This is a genomic window from Pseudogulbenkiania subflava DSM 22618 (assembly GCF_900177275.1).
GTDB classification, from domain to species: Bacteria; Pseudomonadota; Gammaproteobacteria; order Burkholderiales; family Chromobacteriaceae; genus Pseudogulbenkiania; species Pseudogulbenkiania subflava.
On the sequence record NZ_FXAG01000009.1, the window covers coordinates 83,160 to 101,882 of the forward strand.

At 63.3% G+C, this 18,723-nt stretch carries 24 protein-coding genes and 1 pseudogene; 9 read left to right on the forward strand and 16 right to left on the reverse strand.

Annotated features, from left to right (window positions below; all coding sequences use genetic code 11):
* From B9N72_RS10025 to B9N72_RS10045, 6 genes are all read right to left on the reverse strand, one after another.
* Positions 1–420 (reverse strand): cupredoxin domain-containing protein, encoded by a 420-nt coding sequence (locus tag B9N72_RS10025; protein WP_085276261.1) that lies wholly within the window; start codon positions 418–420, stop codon positions 1–3.
* Between the two features lie 64 nt (positions 421–484).
* A complete protein-coding gene (locus tag B9N72_RS21235) occupies positions 485–643 on the reverse strand; it encodes a hypothetical protein (protein WP_200810934.1) in 159 nt (52 codons plus the stop codon).
* A 45-nt stretch (positions 644–688) separates the two neighbouring features.
* A complete protein-coding gene (locus tag B9N72_RS10030) occupies positions 689–1,474 on the reverse strand; it encodes an anti-sigma factor family protein (protein WP_085276262.1) in 786 nt (261 codons plus the stop codon).
* Positions 1,471–1,998, reverse strand: a complete 528-nt coding sequence (locus B9N72_RS10035; protein WP_085276263.1) for a sigma-70 family RNA polymerase sigma factor — start codon at positions 1,996–1,998, stop codon at positions 1,471–1,473. Before B9N72_RS10035 ends, B9N72_RS10030 begins: the two co-directional genes overlap by 4 nt.
* 12 nt (positions 1,999–2,010) lie before the next feature.
* Positions 2,011–2,370 (reverse strand): COG4315 family predicted lipoprotein, encoded by a 360-nt coding sequence (locus B9N72_RS10040; RefSeq protein WP_085276264.1) that lies wholly within the window; start codon positions 2,368–2,370, stop codon positions 2,011–2,013.
* Positions 2,371–2,708: 338 nt separating this feature from the next.
* Positions 2,709–4,094 carry a sensor domain-containing diguanylate cyclase gene (locus B9N72_RS10045; protein WP_085276265.1) on the reverse strand — a complete coding sequence of 462 codons (1,386 nt, stop codon included), beginning with the start codon at positions 4,092–4,094 and terminating at the stop codon, positions 2,709–2,711.
* Between the two features lie 359 nt (positions 4,095–4,453).
* Here B9N72_RS10045 and B9N72_RS10050 point away from each other — a divergent pair, with 359 nt between their 5' ends.
* The 5 genes from B9N72_RS10050 (at position 4,454) to tnpC (ending at position 9,578) form a co-directional block, all read left to right on the forward strand.
* Positions 4,454–5,314 (forward strand): urease accessory protein UreD, encoded by an 861-nt coding sequence (locus tag B9N72_RS10050; RefSeq protein WP_085276266.1) that lies wholly within the window; start codon positions 4,454–4,456, stop codon positions 5,312–5,314.
* Between the two features lie 19 nt (positions 5,315–5,333).
* The gene (gene ureA, locus B9N72_RS10055; protein ID WP_085276267.1) at positions 5,334–5,636 is read left to right on the forward strand and encodes an urease subunit gamma; all 303 of its coding nucleotides are present in this window, start codon (positions 5,334–5,336) and stop codon (positions 5,634–5,636) included.
* Between the two features lie 155 nt (positions 5,637–5,791).
* Complete coding sequence (locus B9N72_RS10060; RefSeq protein ID WP_085276268.1) at positions 5,792–6,064, forward strand: urease subunit beta; 273 nt, start codon at positions 5,792–5,794, stop codon at positions 6,062–6,064.
* A 132-nt stretch (positions 6,065–6,196) separates the two neighbouring features.
* Entirely contained in the window at positions 6,197–9,208 is a 3,012-nt protein-coding gene (locus tag B9N72_RS10065; protein WP_085276269.1) for a Tn3 family transposase, read from the forward strand.
* Between the two features lie 10 nt (positions 9,209–9,218).
* Positions 9,219–9,578 (forward strand): Tn3 family transposase post-transcriptional regulator TnpC, encoded by a 360-nt coding sequence (gene tnpC, locus B9N72_RS10070; protein ID WP_085276270.1) that lies wholly within the window; start codon positions 9,219–9,221, stop codon positions 9,576–9,578.
* On the opposite strand, the gene B9N72_RS10075 is transcribed toward tnpC, so the two are convergent.
* Positions 9,566–10,522 carry a site-specific integrase gene (locus B9N72_RS10075; protein WP_143477796.1) on the reverse strand — a complete coding sequence of 319 codons (957 nt, stop codon included), beginning with the start codon at positions 10,520–10,522 and terminating at the stop codon, positions 9,566–9,568. The two genes, tnpC and B9N72_RS10075, sit on opposite strands and share 13 nt — an antisense overlap.
* 53 nt (positions 10,523–10,575) lie before the next feature.
* Positions 10,576–10,983, reverse strand: a complete 408-nt coding sequence (gene merR / locus B9N72_RS10080; protein ID WP_085276272.1) for an Hg(II)-responsive transcriptional regulator — start codon at positions 10,981–10,983, stop codon at positions 10,576–10,578.
* 71 nt (positions 10,984–11,054) lie between these two features.
* Between merR and merT the strand changes: the two genes are divergently transcribed.
* The 4 genes from merT to merA are packed head-to-tail and all read left to right on the forward strand — an operon-like array spanning position 11,055 to position 13,857.
* Positions 11,055–11,405, forward strand: coding sequence for a mercuric ion transporter MerT (gene merT / locus B9N72_RS10085; RefSeq protein WP_085276273.1), 351 nt, complete (start codon positions 11,055–11,057; stop codon positions 11,403–11,405).
* Positions 11,406–11,418: 13 nt separating this feature from the next.
* Positions 11,419–11,694, forward strand: a complete 276-nt coding sequence (merP, locus tag B9N72_RS10090; protein WP_085276274.1) for a mercury resistance system periplasmic binding protein MerP — start codon at positions 11,419–11,421, stop codon at positions 11,692–11,694.
* Positions 11,695–11,709: 15 nt separating this feature from the next.
* Positions 11,710–12,132, forward strand: a complete 423-nt coding sequence (gene merC, locus B9N72_RS10095; RefSeq protein WP_085276275.1) for an organomercurial transporter MerC — start codon at positions 11,710–11,712, stop codon at positions 12,130–12,132.
* A 36-nt stretch (positions 12,133–12,168) separates the two neighbouring features.
* On the forward strand, positions 12,169–13,857 hold the full coding sequence (gene merA, locus B9N72_RS10100) for a mercury(II) reductase (RefSeq protein ID WP_085276276.1): 1,689 nt from the start codon (positions 12,169–12,171) through the stop codon (positions 13,855–13,857).
* A 225-nt stretch (positions 13,858–14,082) separates the two neighbouring features.
* Here the strand turns inward: merA and B9N72_RS10105 are convergent, their stop codons facing one another.
* The 8 genes and pseudogenes from B9N72_RS10105 to B9N72_RS10140 all read right to left on the reverse strand — a co-directional run bounded on the left by B9N72_RS10105 (position 14,083) and on the right by B9N72_RS10140 (position 18,710).
* On the reverse strand, positions 14,083–14,775 hold the full coding sequence (locus B9N72_RS10105; protein ID WP_085276277.1) for a hypothetical protein: 693 nt from the start codon (positions 14,773–14,775) through the stop codon (positions 14,083–14,085).
* Positions 14,772–14,966: pseudogene (locus tag B9N72_RS10110) on the reverse strand (heavy-metal-associated domain-containing protein); the annotation flags it as partial. The gene B9N72_RS10105 and the pseudogene B9N72_RS10110, both read right to left, overlap by 4 nt.
* A gap of 417 nt (positions 14,967–15,383) precedes the next feature.
* Entirely contained in the window at positions 15,384–16,397 is a 1,014-nt protein-coding gene (locus B9N72_RS10115) for an IS110 family RNA-guided transposase (RefSeq protein ID WP_085276279.1), read from the reverse strand.
* Between the two features lie 231 nt (positions 16,398–16,628).
* Positions 16,629–17,054, reverse strand: a complete 426-nt coding sequence (locus B9N72_RS10120; protein ID WP_085276280.1) for a hypothetical protein — start codon at positions 17,052–17,054, stop codon at positions 16,629–16,631.
* An 8-nt stretch (positions 17,055–17,062) separates the two neighbouring features.
* Entirely contained in the window at positions 17,063–17,758 is a 696-nt protein-coding gene (locus tag B9N72_RS10125; protein ID WP_085276281.1) for a cytochrome c biogenesis CcdA family protein, read from the reverse strand.
* The gene (locus B9N72_RS10130; RefSeq protein WP_085276282.1) at positions 17,748–18,017 is read right to left on the reverse strand and encodes a glutaredoxin family protein; all 270 of its coding nucleotides are present in this window, start codon (positions 18,015–18,017) and stop codon (positions 17,748–17,750) included. The genes B9N72_RS10125 and B9N72_RS10130 overlap by 11 nt, the downstream gene beginning before the upstream one ends.
* Complete coding sequence (locus tag B9N72_RS10135) at positions 18,014–18,436, reverse strand: heavy metal-responsive transcriptional regulator (protein WP_085276283.1); 423 nt, start codon at positions 18,434–18,436, stop codon at positions 18,014–18,016. Before B9N72_RS10135 ends, B9N72_RS10130 begins: the two co-directional genes overlap by 4 nt.
* 10 nt (positions 18,437–18,446) lie before the next feature.
* Positions 18,447–18,710, reverse strand: coding sequence for a thioredoxin family protein (locus B9N72_RS10140; protein ID WP_085276284.1), 264 nt, complete (start codon positions 18,708–18,710; stop codon positions 18,447–18,449).
* Between the last annotated feature and the right edge of the window lie 13 nt (positions 18,711–18,723).

An 18,723-nucleotide genomic window follows, 5' to 3' on the forward strand; every position in this document is an offset into this window, starting at 1 on the left:
TTACTCCACGACCTCCAGCACACCGGCCATGCCTTTTTCTTCGTGGCTCTTGAAGAACAGCAGCTTGTTGGGGCAATGGAAGGGATAGCGTCCCGCCATGGTCGGGGTGAAGCGGAAGGTGCGGGGTTCCTCGCCAAGGCGGCTGTCGATGGCGACCTGGTCGGGCGGCAGTTTGAGGACGAAGCGGTGCGGGATGAGCCCCGCTTCGACCTTGACCGACAGTTCGACCGGGGTGCCGGCCTTGACCACGATGTGGGCAGGCCTGAAAAAGTAGCTGCCGCCGACGATGGCGACGCGCTGCACGCCGTCGCTGGCCACCGGCACCCGATAGGGCTCGTCGGCGGCACGGGCACCGCCTGCCAGCAGCGAGAGGCCGAGTGCCAATGCCAACCCGGCGAGGATGAGTCTGGTCCTGTGCATGGTGACTCCTGTGTCTCGTCCGGGCGCGCCCGGGAGCGGCGCCCGGCTTGTGGTGATGCAGGCGTCAGTAGCCGCCCCCGCTGCGGCCGTGGCTGCCCATGTCGCTGTCGTGCGTTGGTGTCCCGCCCATGTGGTCGTCCATCATGCGGCAGCCGCCGAGAGGCAATGCCAAGGCCAGAGCCAGTAACAGCAACCAGCCGGCCAGCCGGTGCTTCCTGTTCATGTTGATCTCCTTCATCTGTCGAGTTGGGAAAGGGACCGGCCCGGCTTAACCGGACCAGGCGCCCGCGTCTCCACCCAGCGCCGTGCAGGCGTCGGCAGCGATCGCCCGCAAGCGGGGCTCGTTGTCGGTGCCGGACAGGGCGTAGCCCATGCCGTGGTTGGCCCAGTAGGCGGTACGGCTTGTGCCGTTGCGCAACAGCCGCAAGCTGATCTCGCGGGAGGGGTAGGGAGAGATGTACAGCGTGAGGCGCTTGCCTGCGCTGTTCTGGTACATGAACTGCGCGGCGGGGCCGGATTCGCCCGGCAGCAGCCGGCCGCCCACCAGCGCATAGCCATACTCGCCGAGCGACGGTGCCGTTACCGCACGCTTCAGGCGGGCCGACAGCCAACTGAGCAGGTGTGCTTCTTCCTGGACGGTGACTTCCACCGGGTGACGGCGTTCCGGGGCATACACGGCATAGGCCAGGTCGGCCCGCTGGGCAAAGGCAGGTTGGCCGAAGCCGCCGGGCAGCAGCGGTGCCGGCAGCATGACGGCGAGCATCAGGCCGAGGGCCAGCCCCCCGGCGATGGCCGCGCCCAGTTGCCACCATGGCGTGCGGCGCTGCACGAACAGGTTCGCGGTTTCGCCGGTGAGCGGGAACAGCCGCCGCAGCGCCGCGTTCTGGCTGCGGTAATGTGCCACTCGTGCCGCGGCAGCCGGGTCGTTGCCGAGCTGCTCCAGCAAGGCGCTACGCTCGGCGTCGGACAGTTCCCCATCCACCAGCGCCGACAACGGACGCAGCTCGTCGGCGCTGTCAGGGGTGTTGGCGGTGGTGTCGCGTGGCTCGTTCATGGTGAGTGCTTCACTACTTTCAATGGGGGCCGGCCGGGTGTCGCATCGGCGGCGGGCTCGGTCAGCAAGATACGCATGCGTTCCCTTGCCCGCGACAGGCGCGACATCACGGTGCCCACCGGTACCTTCAGGACCTTGGCAGCTTCCTGGTAGCTGAGCTCTTCCAGCGCGATCAGCAGCAGCACTTCGCGCTGTTCCAGGGGCAAGCGGTAGAGGGCGCGCTCCACGTCGCGCAGCAGCAGTCCGTCGACCGCGCCGGTGGCGGCCGGTTGCTGCTGCCAGGGGGCATCCTCATCGTCGAATGCCACCTCGCGCCGGGAGCGCAACTGGTCGATGAAGCGGTGGCGCAGCAAGGTCAGCAGCCAGGCGCGCAGATTGCCGCCGCGCCCCCAGCGCCATTTGCTCAACGCCCGCTCGAGGGTGTCCTGCACCAGGTCGTCGGCCCAGGCCGGATCGCGCGTGAGCGCCCGGGCGTAGCGACGCAGGTGCGGAAGCCAGACCAGCAGGTCGGATTCGAAGCTCATGGCCCGCCGGGCTCAGGGCTTGACGGTGTGCCACATGCCCTTGAAGCCTTCGCCGTTCATGTCACCCGGCTTCTTGTCCATCGACCAGCGGTAGAGCGGGTGTCCCTTGTGGGTCCACTGCTTCTTGCCGTCGCTGCGCGTGATCATGCCCCAGTCGCCCGATGCCTTGTCGTACGAATCGGCCACGGCCGGTGGCCAGTTGTCGGCGCAAGCGCCGGCGCAGGTGCTCGTGTCCTTGCTGTCCTTGTCGAACATGTAGAGGGTCATGCCGTGCTCGTCGACCGCCATGCCCTTCATCATCTTGGGCGGCTCGGCCAATGCCGGCAGGGCCAGGGTGCTGCCCAGTGCCAGCAGGATCAGGGGGTGTTTCATGGTTATGCTCCTTGTGAGTCGGGAAATCGGGAACCTTCGGGTTCTTTTTCGCCGGTGCCGAATCGGTGCGTCGCCGGCGCAACGTGTCTACGCACACTAAACGTTTCAGCGGCCAGGTTTATTCCCACCGGTATCGCGGGAGGCGCAAAAAAAGTGCAGTGCCATGGGCTAAGCCTAGTCGATGGCAGCGGGGTGGGGGGGTGAGATGGTCCGATGGCCGAGGTGTCGGCGGGGCCAAGGTCGGCGATAGCGGCGGCTCGACGCCGAAGGGGGCCGGCCGCGTTGCGCGGTCGGGTGGGCTGAGAACGGGACTACGGCGTTTGCGAACTGCTGGCGATCTAAGCAGCCGTGGGGGAAGTTTCGGGCGGACCGATGCGGTTGCGGCCGGCATGCTTGGCGGCATAGAGCGAGCGGTCGGCCTGTTCCACCAGCCAGCCCGCCGTCGCCGGGCTGCCAGCCGGATGGCAATACAGCCCGACGCTGACTGTCACCACCGGTCGCAGGCTGCCGGGCGGAGTAGGGAGGGCGAGGCTTTCCACTGCGGCGCGGAAGCGTTCGGCGGCTTGCCGTGCCTGCACCTGGTCACAATACTGCAGTATGGCGACGAACTCTTCACCGCCGTAGCGCGCCACGGTGTCGCCGCCGCGCAGTTGCTCGGCCATGCACGCGGCGATCCGCTGGATGCACAGGTCGCCTTCTACGTGCCCGAAATGGTCGTTGTACTGCTTGAAGAAATCGATGTCGGCCATCAGCAGGGTCAGCGGCGCTGGGTGTCGCGCTTGTTGCTGCAGCGCCATTTCCAGCATGGCATCGAAATGGCGGCGCGAGTGGAGCCCGGTCAGGCTGTCGTGGATCGATGCTTCGTAGGCCTGGCGGTAGGAGTGTTGCAGCCGCGTTTGCAGCTTCAGCACCTCGAACAGCAAGGCGCCCAGCATGATGCCCGCCGCCGCCAGCTCGAAAAAGCGCGAGGCGTGCCAGCCGACGGTATAGCGGATCGATGAAGAGCACGCCATGATCAGGTACAGCAGATAGGAATAGCCGCTGAGCGCGAGCCAGCAGTGGAACGCACTGCGCAGGCGCGTCACCAGCAGGACGCTCAGCAAGGCCACGAACCAGCTTGCGAGCAGGAAGGCGCCGATGCCGCTGTGGGTCAGCGCGCTGTAATCGCCGTTGTCTTTGACCAGGCTGTTCAGGTCCGGCACCAGCCGCGACAGTACCGCTATCGCGAACCAGGCCAGGCCGAGCGGGGCGACTACGCAAAGGGACAGCGCCTGAAAGCGAACGCGCTTCGACAGCGGGCGATCCTGCTGCCGCTGCAGTACCAGCATGGCGAGCAGGATCAGAAAAGCGGTGCCGCCAAGACGGGCCAGCCAGAGCCAGGTCGCCATGTGGGAGCCCGGCGGGAACCCTCCGCTGGTGGAAAACACCCTGGGCAGATTAATCAGCATATAGCCGGACATCAGCGCCGAGTAGCTAAAGGCGACACTGAGCAGGCCATTGCTGAGTTTGTGGTCGGCATAGAACTGCAGCAGCACCAGGTAGGCGATGATGCTGTTGGTGACGGTCAGGGCGGTGATCTGCACCGGCCGCAGATTGCCGCCGAGTGTCGTTGGGACGTCGATGTCGGGCAGGATCATGAGCACGGCGGCCGTCATCGCGGTGGCGATGAGGCCGGCCAGGAGCAGGCTGCGGCGGGAGGGGGCGGTCGAGAAGCTGTCTTCCATGGGGGGTACCGTTCTGGGCGGTTTTTTGTCAATGCGGGCGGTCGTTGGACTCGGCGATGGTGTTCTGCCCGCTCCCCGCGATGGGTCATTTGCCCAGGGGTAGGGGTAGCCATGAGACGGGCGGGCTAAGGGTCGGTTGCCGGTGAGGGAGGGGGGCTCTCAATGGGTGTGAATAATACCAATAGGGTTATGCAATTGTCACTCTGCCGTTGCCTGCTCGCGCCGAACATGCCATGGCAAGATCGCTGCACACAGCAGGGCATGTGCGGGGAATAAGTCCGGCCGGGATTTTCTACAATCCGGTATGAAATTTGCAAGGGTGGTCAGACCGGCCTGAACGCGGCTTGATTGAAACGACTATGGAACGAGCGCCTGCCATCTTGTCATCACGATTACCCGCCAGCCTGTCGGCCGGCTGGCATGCGGCACTGGAACTGGGATATGCCCGTCGACACGGCGGCACGATCCCGGTGCGGCGGCGCCATGTTGGCCCGTTACGGGTGCAAAAGCATTTCATCGATGCGGCTGGAACGTGCCAGCACATCATCGTGCACCCGCCGGGCGGCATTGCCGGTGGTGACACGCTGTGCATCGACATCACGCTGGAAGAGGGCGCCGATGTGCTGATCACCAGCCCGGGTGCCGCCAAGTGGTACGACGGCTTCGGCCGCTCCGCCAGCCAGTCGGTCTCCCTCGTCCTGGCCGACGGTGCCCGGCTGGAATGGCTGCCGCTGGAAACCATCCTCTACGCCGGCGCGGATGTGCGACTGGAAAGCCGCATCCGGCTCGCAGGCGATGCCCGCCTGCTGTACGGCGATGTGATCTGCCTCGGCCGCCCCGCCTGCGGCGAGCGCTTCGACCGCGGCCAATGGCGTCAGCTCGCCGAGATCGAACGCGACGGCCGGCTGATCTGGTGCGAGCACGCCGTACTGCCCGGCGCCAGCCCCTTGCTCGCCTCGCCGGTGGGGCTGGCCGGTCATAGCGTGGTCGCGACGCTGCTATGGGCCGGCCCCGCCGTGCCGGACGAACTGCATCAGGCTGCGCTGGAGGTCGTCACCTCAGGCCGGGCCGCCGCCACGCAGCTGCCCGGGGTCTGGCTGGCGCGCTTCATCGGCGACTCGGCCGAGGACGCCCACCATTGGCTGCGCCAGCTGCGCTCCTTGCTCCATCCCTTCACCCACGGCCGCCCGGCGCAATCCCCGCGCATCTGGGCGACCTGAACCAAACAATGGAAACCCCATGGAACTGACCCCCCGCGAGAAGGACAAGCTGCTGATCTTCACCGCCGGCCTGTTGGCCGAGCGGCGCCGCGCGCGTGGCCTCAAGCTCAACTACCCCGAAACAGTGGCCTTCATCAGCGCCGCCATCATGGAAGGCGCACGCGACGGCAAGACCGTGGCCGAACTGATGCACTACGGCACCACGCTGCTGACGCGTGACGAGGTGATGGAGGGCGTGCCGGAGATGATCGGGGAGATCCAGGTCGAGGCGACCTTTCCCGACGGCACCAAGCTCGTGACCGTCCATCAACCCATCGTTTAGGACGGGCCATGACCTTGCTGCGCAGCCGTGATCACGGCTTGGGCTCTGCTCGGAATCCTGATGCACTGCCGCGTACATGCCGGTCCATGTGCCGTGGCCGCGCCGTGCCAGCGCCTATGCGCGACAGGTCCTGACCCTTTCCCGGAGGAGAACACATGATTCCCGGACAAATCCTCACCGCGCCCGGCGAGATCGAACTCAACGTTGGCCGAAGCACGCTCACGCTGACCGTGGCCAACACCGGCGACCGTCCGATCCAGGTCGGTTCGCACTACCACTTCGCCGAAACCAACGATGCGCTCGCCTTCGACCGTGCGGCTGCTCGCGGCTTTCGCCTCAACATTCCGGCCGGCACCGCCGTGCGTTTCGAGCCGGGCCAGACGCGCACCGTCGAGCTGGTCGAACTAGCCGGCGCGCGCGTGGTGTAGGGGTATGACCGGGATGAAGCCGAATTTCCCCCATGCAACATCATAACCAGTTGATATTGTTTGGTTGTTGTCGCCAGATATGACAACGTGGCATTATGCCAATCGTTTGCTGTTAGTCGCGCTGGAGGCTGTATGGCGTCGGTTGAACGTACTGCATACCCCATCTTCTCTCCCTCCTACGGTCCCAAGGAGTTAAAGCAGCACTTTTCTCCTGAGGAATACGAGGTTGAGTGGGTGAAAACCAAAACCCCATCAGCTTCGTTGCGGCTGGGCCTTGCCGTCCTGCTGAAGAGCTTCCAACACTTGCGATACTTCCCTGCGATTGATGAAATCCCTGTGCCTATCATCGATCATATTCGCGATGCCTTCGGTTACAGCAAGCGTGTGCAAGTTGACTACTCGGGGAAGCACACGCTCTACCGTCATATGGCGGCAGTTCGTGATTATCTGCAGGTCTCCCCAGCCTATGGGCACGCGGCAACAGAGGCTGCACAGAAGTGCGCCTACTCTGCTGCAGAGCTCCTGGACCAGCGGGTTGACATCATCAATGCCGTGATCGAAGGCTTGGTAAGCCAACGCTTTGAGCTGCCGGCGTTTCGTACGCTGGATGAGCTCGCCGAACGTGTGCACGCAGAGCTCCAGGGACGAATTTTCAGTACCGTCTTCGGACGGCTCTCCCCCAGCCACATCACGACCCTTACGACGTTGCTTCAGACCGATAGTCTTCAGCGTCGGCAAAGCGAGTACAACGACCTGAAGAAGTCGGCCAAGCGATCGACTCGCAAGCACCTTGAGATGCTGGTCGATCATCTGGACTGGCTCGAGTCGCTCGGCAAAATGGACGGCATATTCGCCGGGGTGCCGGATACAAAGGTCCGCCACTTTGCAAGCCAAGCGCAGGCTTATGATGTTTCCGAACTACGTGAATGTACCGAGCCCAAGCGGTACACCCTCATGCTGGCACTGATTCACCGGATGCAGGTTCGCGCCCGTGATCAGCTCACCGAGATGTTCCTGCGCCGGGTCACCACGATTCACAAGCGGGCAAAGGAAGAGCTGGAGCAGATCCAGACCAAACAGCGTGGCCAGGTTGAGCGCCTGATTGGCACGCTCGATAGCGTAATGGCCATTCTCGAGCAAGAGCCGGACGACACTAAGGCCGGTGGCCAGATTCGGGAATACCTGGTACCGGTGGGTGGCATCAATCAGATTCGCCTGTCTTGCGCTCAGGTGCAGGCCACCAGCGGCAGCAATTACCTACCCTTGGTCTGGAAACACTTCAAGAGCCATCGTTCGATTTTGTTCCGCCTAGTCAGTCTTATTGAGATTCTCCCCACCAGCCAGGATACGGCCTTAGTGGACGCACTGGATGTCATCCAAACCTATCACGACAAGCACCGGATTGAATGGATCGATGAAAACGTTGACCTGTCGTTTGCATCGGACCGTTGGCGCAAGCTGCTACTCCAGTCGCTAGGGCACGGGGTTGGTGTAAATCGGCGCGTCCTGGAGGTCTGTGTTTTCTCCTATCTGGCGGATGAACTGCGCTCTGGAGACCTCAGCGTGACGGGCTCCGAAGAGTTTGCCGATTATCGCGAGCAGCTGCTGCCTTGGGAGGAGTGTGAGGCGTTGCTGCCGGCCTATTGCGAGAAAATTGGACTGCCGGCCAATGCCGAGTCGTTCGTGAGCGGTCTGCGTGAATGGCTGACCGAGACCGCACAGCAACTCGACGACAAATTTCCCACATGCCGTGGTGACGTGGCGCTCGACGCCAACGGTGAGCCGGTTTTGCGGAAAGTCACCGCCCGGGAAATACCGCCTTCCGCGATTTCGCTGCAGAACGCGCTGACCCAGCGTATGCCGGCACGACACATTCTGGATGTGCTGGCCAATATTGAGCACTGGATGGGTTTTACCCGTCACTTCGGACCACTCTCCGGCAACGAGGCCAAATTAAAGCAGCCGGCCGAGCGCTACCTGATGACCATCTTCGCCATGGGCTGCAATCTTGGCCCTACCCAGGCGGCCCGGCACCTGGCCAACAGTAACGTGACCGCCCACATGCTCTCGTTCGTGAACCGTCGCCACCTCTCGCTGGAGAGCCTGGAGGCCGCTCAACGGGAGCTGAACGAGGTCTACCTGCGGCTCGACCTCCCCAAACTCTGGGGCGATGGCAAGACGGTGGCAGCCGACGGTACCCAGTACGACTTCTACGACGAAAACCTGCTGGCCGGCTACCATTTCCGCTACCGCAAGATGGGGGCTGTCGCCTACCGGCATGTGGCCAACAACTACATTGCCGTGTTCCGGCACTTCATCCCGCCCGGCGTGTGGGAGGCCATCTATGTGATCGAGGGCCTGCTGAAGGCAGGACTGAGCGTCGAGGCGGATACGGTGCACGCGGATACGCAAGGCCAGTCTGCCACCGTTTTCGCCTTCACCCACTTGTTGGGCATCAAGCTGATGCCGCGAATTCGCAACTGGAAAAACCTGACCCTGTACCGGCCCGACAAGGCCACCAAATATCAGCATATCAACCGCCTGTTCGACGAGTCGGCGGATTGGGATCTCATTGAGAAGCATTGGCAGGATTTGATGCAGGTGGCGCTCTCGATCCATGCCGGCAAGATTTCCTCGGCCACACTGCTGCGCAAATTGGGCTCCTACAGCCGCAAGAACCGCCTGTATTTCGCTGCCCAGCAACTTGGCAATGTGGTGCGCACGGGCTTTCTGCTGGAATGGGTTGGCAGTCGTGAGCTGCGCCAGGAGGTGACCGCCAACACCAACAAGATCGAGTCGTACAACGGCTTCGCTAAGTGGCTGTCCTTTGGTGGTGATGTCATTGCCGTCAACGAGCCGGACGAACAGCAGAAGCGCCTTCGTTACAACGACCTGATCGCTTCGGCACTCATTCTGCAGAACACGGTGGACATGATGCGCACGCTCAATGTCCTGGAACGGGAGGGCTGGAAAATTTCTGAAGAAGATGTGTCCTTCCTGAGCCCCTACCAGGTCAGCCATGTGAAGCGCTTTGGTGAGTACAACCTGAAGCTCAAACGGCCCCATGAAGCATGGATTCACGATGACACTTTCCAGCAGGCGGTGGCCATCGCTCGGCGTCAGCGCCACACGACGCCAACGTAAGGGAGATGACATGGATCTGCCAGAACCGACCTTTCAGGTGACGCCCTATGGCGACGTCGATGCCAAGCGACTCGAGTCGTTACGTGACAGCTTTGACACGACATCGTTGCTGAAGCTGGTCGACAGGCTGGATGGACTACAAGCCCGGCTAAAACCTATCGGCGGCATCCGGGACGATCTGCTCCGGCTGCATGGCATGGCCCACACGGTACTGAATGGCAACCCGTTGTCTCGGCCATCAGGTGATCTGGATATCTGGGAGGAAGCCGCCGAACTGGCGAACGAGTTCCGTGACCTAGCGAAGGTTTTCCTGCAGGCAGCCGAGCAAGTGGAGCCGTTGGCTGAGTTGAGGCCAGATCAGGGCGATTGAGACGGCAATGACGGCAGGCTGCGCTCTATGCGCTGACGTGCAAAAGGATCGGCGCCATCGATGTAGCGCATCGCCGACTTCACGTCCTTCCAGCCGACGTACTCCATCAGGGTTTTGACATCCCAGCCGTTGGCATTGGCCCAGCCGGCGAAGCCGCGGCGCAGGGAGTGGCTGCTAAAACCTTCCGGAGCGGACAGATCCGCTTGGGCAAACAGGCTGCGCATCAGCTTAATGAGGCTGTTGATGTGCAGCCCCGTTTCGCGTACGTGCCCCCAGCGATCGATGCCACGAAACACCGCCCCGTTGGTTAGCCCCGCCACCGTGATCCAGTCGGTGTAGGCTGTCACCGGACAGAGCAGCGAGAGCGCCGGCACCTTGTAGGTTTTCCCTTGTAGCTGGCGGTCACCCTTGCTCTGCGGGAGGAAGCAGCGCATGCCCTGTTCGGGTTCCAGCTCGACATACTCGACCTGTAGGCGCACCAGTTCATCCCCGCGGAAACCGCGCCAGAAGCCGAGCAACAGTAGGGCTTTGTCTCGTGTGTGGCGCAATTCCATTGCCAGATCTTGTCGGCTCTTTGCCAAGCCGATCGCCTGATCCAGCCAGTCGACGACCTGGGCCAGGTGGTCGATCTGCAGCGGCTTGGCTTGCTGTTCCTGTGTGGGGTGAAGCGTCTGGATGCCCTTGAGGGCTTTACGCACCACCGGCGCTTTAGTCGGGTCGGGAAAGCCTTGCTCGACGTGCCATTGGGCGATGGCGGCCAAACGTTGTCGTAGGGTGTTGATCGCCAGGGATTCGGCGTAGTCGACTAGATAGCGAGCGATGCTATCGGCGGTCGCCGGCAGAAAACCGCCCCATTCGACTTCGAAGTGGCGGATGGCGGACTGATAGCTGCGCCGGGTGTTCTCTCGGGTGGCCGCGGCAAGGTAATCATCTAGTTTAGTCATAAGGGAGCTCACAGAATTCGGAAAAATAGCACGCTGAGTCGAACTCCCCTCGTTCAACCGCCGTGCAACGCATCGATCAGCGGACAGGACACATGACCCTGCTGCGCGCAGCATTCGCTGACCAGTTTTGACAGCACCATCTCCATCCGCGCGAGGTCGGCTAGGCGGGCGCGCACGTCGGCGAGTCGCACGGCGGCCAATTCAGCCGCCTCACTGCAATGAGTGCCGTCCTCCAACTTCAGCAGTTCACCTATCTCATCCAGGCTGAAGCCCAGGCGCTGGGCCGATTTCACGAACTTCACACGTGCCACGTCCACCTCGCCATAGCGGCGGATACTGCCGTAGGGCCGGTCCGGTTCGAGCAGTAAGCCCTTGCGCTGATAGAACCGGATCGTCTCGACATTGACCCCGGCCGCCTTGGCAAAGGCACCGATGGTCAGGTTCTCCAAATCTTCTTTCATGTCGCTTGACTCCGTACCTGACTACGGAACTAACGTTAAACCATCAAGTAAAAACTCGAAAGGATAATTTCATGTCAGAACCGCAAAGCGGGCGTGGCCCCCTTGTCACCGGCGGGCTGGCCGCCATCCTCGCTTCGACCTGCTGCCTGGGGCCGCTGGTTCTGGTCACCTTGGGGTTCAGCGGGGCCTGGATCGGTAACCTGACCGTGTTGGAGCCGTACCGTCCGCTCTTCATCGGCGCGGCGTTGGTTGCGCTGTTCTTTGCCTGGCGGCGTATCTTCCGACCGGTCGCAGCCTGCAAGCCGGGCGAGGTCTGTGCAATTCCACAGGTGCGCACCACCTACAAGCTCATTTTCTGGATCGTGGCCGCGTTGGTCGTGGTCGCGCTCGGGTTCCCCTACGTGTTGCCTTTCTTCTATTGATCAGGAATCCACCATGAAAAAGCTGCTTGCTGCCATCGCATTTGCTGCCGTCGTAACCCCGGTTTTGGCTGCCACGCAAACTGTCACCCTGGCGGTGCCCGGCATGACCTGCTCCGCCTGCCCGATCACGGTTAAGAAAGCGCTCTCCAAGGTCGAAGGCGTGAGCAAGACCGACGTGAGTTTTGAGAGGCGCGAGGCCGTCGTCACCTTCGATGACGCCAAAACCAGCGTGCAGAAGTTGACCAAGGCAACTGCGGACGCGGGCTACCCGTCCAGCGTCAAACGCTGAGTCTGGAGTGATGCCATGAAACCGATTGCGCGTATCACCGACAAGGCCGGGGCACTCGGTGCCGTCCTCTCGGCGATGGGCTGCGCCGTCTGTTTTCCTGCGCTCGCCAGCCTGGGTGCGGCCATCGGCCTGGGCTTCCTGCAGGAATACGAAGGGCTGTTCATCTCCAAGCTGCTGCCGCTGTTCGCCGCCTTGGCCTTGCTGGCGAATGCGCTGGGCTGGCTGCGCCACCGGCAATGGCACCGCAGCCTGCTCGGCATGATCGGACCGGCCATCGTGTTCGCCGGAACGGTCTGGTTGCTCGGTCACTGGTGGACGGCTCGCCTGGTGTACACCGGCCTGGCGTTGATGGTCGGCATCTCGATCTGGGATCTGGTGTCGCCGGCGCATCGCCGTTGTAGCCCGGACGGCTGCGAGTTGCCCGCGAAGCACGGCTGACCGTCTTGGTCACAACAAATTGAGAGGAACAACTATATGACACAGTTGAAGATCACCGGAATGACCTGCGACTCGTGCGCGACCCACGTCAAAGAGGCGCTGGAAAACGTGCCCGGCGTGCAAGCGGCGGAGGTGTCCTACGCCAAGGGCAGCGCCCGGCTCACCATCGAAGCCGGCACGTCCCCTGATGCCCTGATTGCCGCCGTCGCTGGGCTCGGCTATCGCGCAGCGCTGGCCGACGCTCCAGCTGCTCCGGTGCCAGGTGGACTGTTAGACAGGGTAAAGGAATGGGTCGGCGGGGGCGACAACAAGGCCGGCCACATCGGCGATGGGATGCATATCGCCGTCATCGGCAGCGGCGGGGCCGCGATGGCGGCGGCGCTGAAGGCCGTCGAGCAAGGCGCACGGGTCACGCTGATCGAGCGCGGCACCATCGGCGGCACCTGCGTCAACGTCGGCTGCGTACCGTCCAAGATCATGATCCGTGCTGCCCATATCGCCCATCTGCGCCGGGAAAGCCCGTTCGATGGCGGCATGCCACCCACACCGCCGACGATCCAGCGCGAGCGGCTGCTGGCGCAGCAACAGGCGCGAGTGGATGAACTGCGCCATGCCAAGTACGAAGGCATCCTGGAGAGCACCCCGGCCATCACCGTGCTACACGGCGAGGCCCGTTTCCAGGATGGTCGCCACATTACGGTGCGCATGAGCAACGGCGGCGAGCGCGTGGTAGCGTTCGACCGCTGCCTGATCGCCACCGGCGCCAGCCCCGCGATTCCGCCTATTCCTGGTCTGAAGGACGCCCCCTACTGGACCTCCACCGAGGCGCTGGCCAACGACACGCTCCCCGAGCGACTGGCCGTGATCGGGTCGTCGGTCGTTGCCCTGGAGCTGGCACAAGCCTTTGCCCGGCTGGGTAGCCAAGTCACGATCCTGGCGCGCAGCACGCTGTTCTTCCGCGAGGACCCGGCCATCGGCGAGGCCATAACAGCCGCGTTCCGCGCCGAGGGCATCGAGGTATTGGACCATACCCAGGCGAGCCAGGTCGCCTATGCGGACGGGGAATTCGTGCTGACCACCGAACACCGCGAAGTACGCGCCGACCAGCTGCTGGTCGCCACCGGCCGTGCGCCGAATACTCGCTCCCTGAATCTCGAAGTGGCAGGTGTCGAGGTCAACGCCCAGGGGGCCATCGTCATCGACCGCGGCATGCGCACCAGTGCGCCACACATCTACGCCGCCGGCGACTGCACCGACCAACCGCAATTCGTCTATGTCGCGGCAGCAGCCGGCACCCGTGCGGCGATCAACATGACCGGCGGCGACGTGGCGCTGGACCTGACGGCGATGCCGGCAGTCGTGTTCACCGATCCGCAGGTGGCGACGGTGGGCTACAGCGAAGCAGAAGCGCACCACGACGGCATCGAGACCGACAGCCGGTTACTCACGCTGGACAACGTCCCGCGTGCGCTCGCCAACTTCGACACACGCGGCTTCATCAAGCTGGTGGCCGATGCCGGCAGTGGGCGCTTGATCGGCGTGCAGGCGGTGGCCCCGGGGGCGGGCGAGCTGATTCAGACGGCAGCGCTGGCCATTCGCAGCCGCATGACGGTGCAGGAACTGGCCGACCAGTTATTCCCGTATCTCACGATGGTCGAGGGACTGAAACTCGCGGCGCAGACCTTCAACAAGGATGTGAAGCAGCTATCCTGCTGCGCCGGATGAGGGAAAGGAGGTTTCGATGAACGCCTACACGGTGTCGCGTCTGGCCCAGACGAGCAAAACACGCAGCAGTCCCCGGCTTGGGCCGTAGCAGCGTCTTGCCGTTGCTGCACTCGTAGTAGAAGTGACCGGCGTCCGTGGGCATGGTTTCCATGCTTGGCGAAGCCGCAGTGCGGGCAGGTCAAGACGGACTCAAGAATGACGGGGCCCATCGGGGACGACCCATTCTCAGAAGTGGTGGCGCATGCCCAACAACACCGAGGTGTCGTGGCGGTTGTTGAGGTCGTGCACAACCCCACCCTCAATCACCCATGGTCCGTCGATGTGCTGCAACCCGACCGTGAGTTGCTGGGTCATGTTCGATCCTTTGTGCCGGCGCCCGCCGAGTTCCAGCACCGACATCCACCAGGCGCGCTCGCCAGGATTCAGGCGGTATTGCCACGACAGGTCATAGCGGGCGCTGGCTGGATTACCGTTGCCGCGTCCGACTGCCACCAGGTCGGCGTCGATTTCGTGTCGCTCGCGGAACCAGGTGGCGATCGTGCCGAGCTGCGCTCGCGCATGGCCGTCATGATCCAGCACCGCTCCGCCGAGCAAGGACCAGCGCGCGGTGCCGACATTGGTGTCAGCCGACCAGAGCTGGTGGCGATAGAACGCCATCGGATCGCCGGCACGTTGTCCGCTGCCGCCAGCGATGCGGTATGGAAGGGCGAACATGAGGGTCTGGGTAGCGGACAGACCGTAGGCGAACTCCGTGGTGAGCTGGGTCGTATCCGCGTCGCGGTCGTGTTCCAGCAGCGGCCGCACTACACTGCCTCCCTGTTCCAACGGCAGCGCCACGAAGGCGCGCAGCCCCATGGCCGATGCGGGCAGCGCGGCCGTGCCGACGATCAGCAGCAGGGCAATGGGAATGGCCCTCATGGCCGGCCCTCCTCACTGTGCACGCGAGCGGCGCCTGGAGTAAAGCCGGCGTCGCGGATGATCTTCTTGTACTGCTCGATGTCGGGCTGCTGGCCGGGCTTTAGTTCGATGCGGGCGCGGTGCGCATCGAGATCGACCTCCGCCTTGGCGACTCCCGCCGTCTTGCCGAGGTTCTTTGACAAGCCGTAAACACAAAAGGGACACCCATTAGCCGGCCCAAGTCAAGCGAACGCACAAACCCATGGCGGCGCCAGCCGCCTGTTTTCAATCTCTTCATCCACCGCTTGCAGTTGCCGATCACGCCCGTTTCTTCAAATCATGGCTGCGACGAATCGCGCCAGACACCCATCAGGATCAAGCGAGCGGCAATGAAACTGCCTGTCGCCCTGGCGGCTTCGCCGCCCCAGAAGAACGTTGGTGCCGCAGCGTGTCCAATGGGTTCATCACAGACCCGTGGTTGCCGGTTCCCCGGCGCCAATCCTTGGCTGGCTCACGTTGCGGGCGATCCGCTTGTACTGCAAATCGGTGACGGCGGCACGACATCCCATTCAGACCAAATGGCTGTCACTCCAGTCCCCAAATCCGGGCTTGCCGGCCGCCGTCGTTACTCATGCAAAGCAGCGCGTCACGTCAAACGGTTTGCGCTCCTTCAGAATGTGGAAGCAGGCTCGCGCCAGCTTGTGCGCCAGCGCCTTGATCGCCACCACGTTGTTGGTCTTCGCCTTCTTCCGTTCGTAGAAACGCTTCGCTTCGGCGCAGTAGCGCAGCGCAAAGTTGGCCGCCTCGACGAACGCCCAGGCCAGGTACTTGTTGCCGTTCTTGGTGTTCCCCTCTCCTTTTTTCTTGCCGTTGCTGGTGCGCACGCTGTCGACGCAGCGGGCGTAGGAAGCAAAGTTGCCGGCGGCGGCAAAGCGATCAATCGGTCCCGTTTCGAGCAGGATCGTGGTTGCCAGCACCTGGCCGATGCCCGGCACGCTGGTGAGGAGTCCGTACTCCGTTCGCGCCCCCACCTTTTCTTGCAGACGCTTTTCAAGAAGATCGATTTGCGCGGAAAGCGTGGCAATGACCGCCACGTTGGTTTTGACCGCCAGCGCCACATCTTCCGGCCAGGGCATTCGATCGACGGCATCGGCCGTCAATTGCTTCACTTGATTGCTGCTGATACGGGCACTCTGTTGGCGGGCGGTGATGTTCTCGACAGCAAGGATGTGCGTGGTGCGACTGCGCACCAGTTGCATGCGCTTCCTGGCCAGATCACGCACGGCGCGTTGCTCCGGCGCCAGGATCGTTCCCGTCGGCAGAATCCCCAGCCGCAGCAGGTGTGCAAGGTAGCGCGCATCGGTTTCGTCGCCGCTGTGCTTGAGTCCTTCGTATTTCTTGATTGCCGTGGTGTTGGCCAGATGCACTTTGAAGCCCGCCGCTTGCAAACCATCGACCAGCCAGTACCAGTTGAAGGTCGATTCGACCACGACCCCCGCCAACTCCTCGCGCCAGGGCGAGAGCAATGCCAGAATCTTCGCCAAGTCGTTGGGCAACCGTTTCTCCGCCACGACTCGGTCTTCTTCATCCGTCACGGTCACCACACTGTTGTTCGAGTGCAGGTCAATTCCGCTATATTTCATTTCCGGCCTCCGATGGTTATTGCAAGTTCGCAAACTCACTTTAACCCCGCCGCAACTGCGGCGGCGGGAGGCCGGCTAGATGATTTTCAGGTCAGGCCCTGCACGTCGATGTCCACGACCTGTATCGGTGTGCCCCAGGCCAGCAGCGGTAGCCATAGGGCCAGGCCAGCCAATCCCGCTTTCAATGTCAACTTGCGCATGGGAACCTCCATCGCTTTCACCACCAGTGGTTCAGTAGCCCAGCCAGATGCGTATCGGCAAGGCGAGATAGGCCGTGAGGAAGCCGATGCCCCAGATGGCGAGCGACAGCCAGAACAGGCGCACGCTCAGGCGCTGTGCTCGCTGACAGGCCGCGGCCAGGGTTGGATCGGCCGGGCAGGCTCGACCTGTGCGAAAAGTGGCATAGCCGGCCAACGCCAGAAGCATGGCCGAACCGGCGAACAGCCAGGCTTTGTGCGCAGCCAGGGTGACCAACAGGGGGAGCGCACTGGTCATCGTGGCCACGGTCGCGCCGAGGCCGATGGAAACCAGCAGGATCGGCACCGCACAGCAGACCAAGGTGCCCGACGACGACAGCAGCGCAAGCCAGTGTAGCGTCGTGCCCCGCGCAGTGGATTCCGAGGGGGAGCTGGATGGGTGCGCTTGGCCAGATGTCATGATCGCTCCTATCCCGCCAGCGCCGGCACGAAAACAAAGTAGGCGTTGAGCAGGTAGAGGCCGGTGAACATCAGCAGGATGCCCCCTGCCAGCTCGAAAGATCGCCGGAAACGCCCCAGCGGTCTCAGCTGTTCCATCCACCCCACCGCCGAGGCCGCAAGCGCAAGCGGAATGGCGCGCCCCACGGCAAAACTGGCCAGCATTGCCATCCCCAGAACGGGAGAGCCGCCAGCGGCCGAAGCGCCCAGCAGCACGACCAGCGCCGGCGTGCACGCCGGGTAGACTGCAACCGAGAACGGCACACCCAAGGCGAACGCCCCCCACGCCGTTTTGGCGCGCGCGGCTTTGAATCCGAAGGCAGGCAGGGAAAGCTTGAACCATCCGGTCCACAGCAGACCCAGCCCGATCAGCCACGGCCCGAGAACGAGCCCCCAGTAACGGCCCACCAGCGTCTCTACCCACTGACCGCCGAAACCGGCCAGCAGGCCGAGCAGCGCGTGCGCGCCAATCATGCCGGCGAGGAACATCAGGCCGTAGCGGGCGGCGTCCTTCGGTGACCTGGCACGGATCACATAGGCGAGCGGCACCGGAAGCGCCGCGAGCACCAAGGGATTGAGGCTGAAGAACAGGCCCGCCAGCAGGCTGACGCCGCTTGCGCCCAAGGCGCCCTGCGCCACGGCCTGCCGCAGTGCTTCAAGCTCCATGACCCTGCACTCCCCGGCGATGCCGTAATTCGGTTGCGAGCTGTGTGGGTGTGGGCAGCGTGGTGAACACCAGTTGGCCGTCGATGGCGAGCGCCGGCAGCGTCAACACGCCCAGTTCGACCGCGCGGTCGAGCGAGTCGAGCACGTTGATTTCACACCACTCCACGCCTGTCGCGGCCATTTCGGCGGCAGCCTCGAGATCGGCCTTCGTGGCGGTGCACTTGGTGCAACCCGGCGCATAGAACAGTTCGACTTTCACGACGCACGCTCCATGTCGTCATCGACCTGTTCCAAGGCGGCCAGGATCGGGCAGTCATCGACTGACTGCGTGCCGTCGGCACATTCGGCGATCAGCCGGTCGAGCGCGGCGGACATCACCTGCATGGCGCGAATCTTGGTTGCAAGCTGAAGCTTCTTCTCGATGGCGCGCTGCCGCACATCGTTGCAACAGGCTCTGTCGCTCTGGCGTAGATGCAGCAACTCGCGGATTTCCGTCAGCGTGAAGCCGCAGGCCTGGGCGTGCTGAATGAAGCGGACGCGGCGCACCGCATCCTCCTCATACAGTCGGTAGCCGCTGTCGGTCTTGGCTGCGGGGGCGATCAACCCCTCGCGCTCATAGTAGCGCAGCGCGTCCACGCTGATGTCGCCCGCCTGGGCCAGCTTGCCAATGGTCAACATAGCGCAGCGCTCAAGGCTGACCCAGACCGGCAGCGCGCAGACTCGCTTCGTCTATGCCGCGTCCTGCGCAACAGCCGGCCAGTTGACCATTGATCGCCACGGCCGGTACCGAGCGCACGCCGAGCGCCTTGGCCTGCTTTGCCACGGCGACATCGCGCATGTCGAGCACATCGACCTCGCACGACGGGCAGGCCAGCCCTTGCACCAGGGACACGACGTCTGTGAAGGTCGGGCAACCGGCGCTGAACACTTCCACCTTGCGTTTCATTGACATTTCCAGGCTCCTT